Origin of the sequence: Nonomuraea sp. MG754425, from assembly GCF_021699195.1 — a bacterium.
In the GTDB taxonomy this organism is placed as follows: Bacteria; Actinomycetota; Actinomycetes; order Streptosporangiales; family Streptosporangiaceae; genus Nonomuraea.
In genome coordinates, this window is record NZ_SSXE01000401.1 from 1 (window position 1) to 1,966 (window position 1,966).

General features: G+C 70.1%; 3 protein-coding genes. All 3 read right to left on the reverse strand.

What is annotated here, in order from left to right; genetic code table 11:
* Positions 1 to 218 (reverse strand): hypothetical protein (locus FAF44_RS52990; protein WP_237111085.1); only part of this gene is annotated, 218 nt, incomplete at its 3' end.
* Between the two features lie 243 nt (positions 219 to 461).
* Complete coding sequence (locus tag FAF44_RS52995; protein WP_237111086.1) at positions 462 to 920, reverse strand: hypothetical protein; 459 nt, start codon at positions 918 to 920, stop codon at positions 462 to 464.
* A 221-nt stretch (positions 921 to 1,141) separates the two neighbouring features.
* A partial coding sequence (locus tag FAF44_RS53000) for a DUF932 domain-containing protein (protein ID WP_237111087.1) occupies positions 1,142 to 1,966 on the reverse strand: 825 nt, incomplete at its 5' end.

Sequence of the window (1,966 nt, forward strand, 5' to 3'; positions counted from 1 at the left end):
GCCCAGGACCGCACCCGCCGCACCGCGTGATCGGAGGTCAGCTTCTTGCTGGTGATCTCCTCATCGACCAGATCCCACCAGACGCGCGATGCCTGTGCGTGTGCGGTGGCGAACACCTGCTCACCACACAGCCGTTGCCCGTTCTGCAAGGCGACGATCGCCTTCGCTGTCGCCGTGTAGAACGTGTGACGCACAGCGATGATCTTCTCGGCGGTCATCTGCTCACACGAGAGCCGCCCCGTCTCACCCCGGGATGTGGCGCTGTCCCGGGTGGGAGGGATGTTGCTCGGTTCGCCGGGCGGGGGCAGGGGGCCGGGCTGGTAGTGGTGATCCATCTTGTGGTGTCCTTTCGTTGAGTGACAGGGACCGGTCGCCCGGCCCGAGCCGAGCAGGTGCAGGCGGGTGAGGCCGATGAGGGACGGCCGGTGCGCGGGCCGGTGGGATGCGCCCCGCGCACGCCGTCACGGGCGATGTTCCGGGGCCGAGGCCCGCTCGGTCGCGGTGGCTGGCGTGGCGGTGTCGGCCGGGCGGGTGTCGTGATCGACCGGGAGGGCCAGCGCCTCGGCGAGCTTCTCGGTCGCGTTGAGAAAGGCCCGTGCGCCTCCTCGGCGGGACTCGGCCATCGCCAGGGCGAACAGGCCTCCGTTGTTCACCGGGCGGGCGTTGATCAGCAGGTCCTGGGCCCGTTGCCGTACGGTCATCAGCGCGGTCGCGCCGTCGACCGTTTCCTCGCGGCCGTGGGTGAGGTCGGTGACCTGCTGCCACCACGACATCCGCTGGTAGGCGTAGGCGATACGGGCCAGGTCCCTGTCGTACAACGTGCCCTCATCGTCGAGGGAGGCGATGCGGTTGAGAGCCTCGCCGAGTTCCCGGCGAGCGACGGTGGCGTAGTGGCTGGCCAGGTCTTCGAGTCGTTCCATGACGATCTCCTTCGTGATAGCGGTGAATGACGTACGCGGGGGGCGAATGCCGGCCGGGTTGGGGGGCCTCGGCCCGGACCCCGCCGCCCGGGGCAACCCCGGGGATCTGGGCGGGCGGCCGGTACGCTCCGGTCCGGCAACGGCCGGGGCGGGGTCCGGTACGGCCCCCGTGCGGGGCGGTACCGGACAGCGGGGTTGTGGGCGTTGTGGGGGCTGGGGGGTTAGGCGGTGGCCAGGAGCCGGAACGCGCGGGCCTTGAGCTTGGCGTTGTCGTGGTCGTCCAGCAGGGCCCGCTCAGCGCGGACGGTCGCCACGTCGCGGCTGCCGAACACCGGGCTCTTGTGATCCAGCCGCTCGGTCACCGCGTTGTACGCGGCCCAGCGCGTGTTCCGGATCGGCTCCTGAGTCGGGGCCTGCGCGAACAGGTACTCCAGATCCCGCATCGTCAGGTCGTGATTGCGCTTGGCCAGCTCTTTCGCGTCGGCCGGAAGGGGGTGGAGCCGGTTAGCGAACTGCCGGAACTCCTTGACATCCATCGGCATGGCGAGAAGCCTCTCGGCCTCGGCCGCGAACGCTTCGCCGTGCCGCCACGTGAGTTTCAGCGCCTCACGCGCCTCGGCGATGCGGCCGGCCACGTTGCCGGTATGCCGAACGGTGAACTTCGAGGCATGGTTGGCGAGCGCGGCCCGTTCGGTGTTCGCACACACCACCCGAACCGGGGTGGCCACGGTGACGAACGACCCCCACCCGTCATGCCGGGAGAACGCCGCCAGGTACAGGTCGAGCTGATCGAACCCGCCGACCATGAGCGGCTCGGGCAGCCGCATCGTGACGAACACCCGGCGTCCGCCGTTCAACGACCCGCCCGTATCGAAGATCGCCCCCGACTCGTCCACCAGGGTCTGGAGAAACCCGGTGACGTCCTCGTTCTGCAGGACCTGATAGTCGCGGCCCACGCGGCCGAGGCGTTCGGGCTGGCCGGTGACCGGGTTGGTGCGCACCACGAGGAAGTCCTCGTCCGTGACGACCGGCAGGCCGGTGACGGG

Bases quoted from the DNA above. Each gene is read 5' to 3' on its own strand.
- FAF44_RS52995 (WP_237111086.1), bottom strand. From the start codon at position 920: ATGGAACGACTCGAAGACCTGGCCAGCCACTACGCCACCGTCGCTCGC.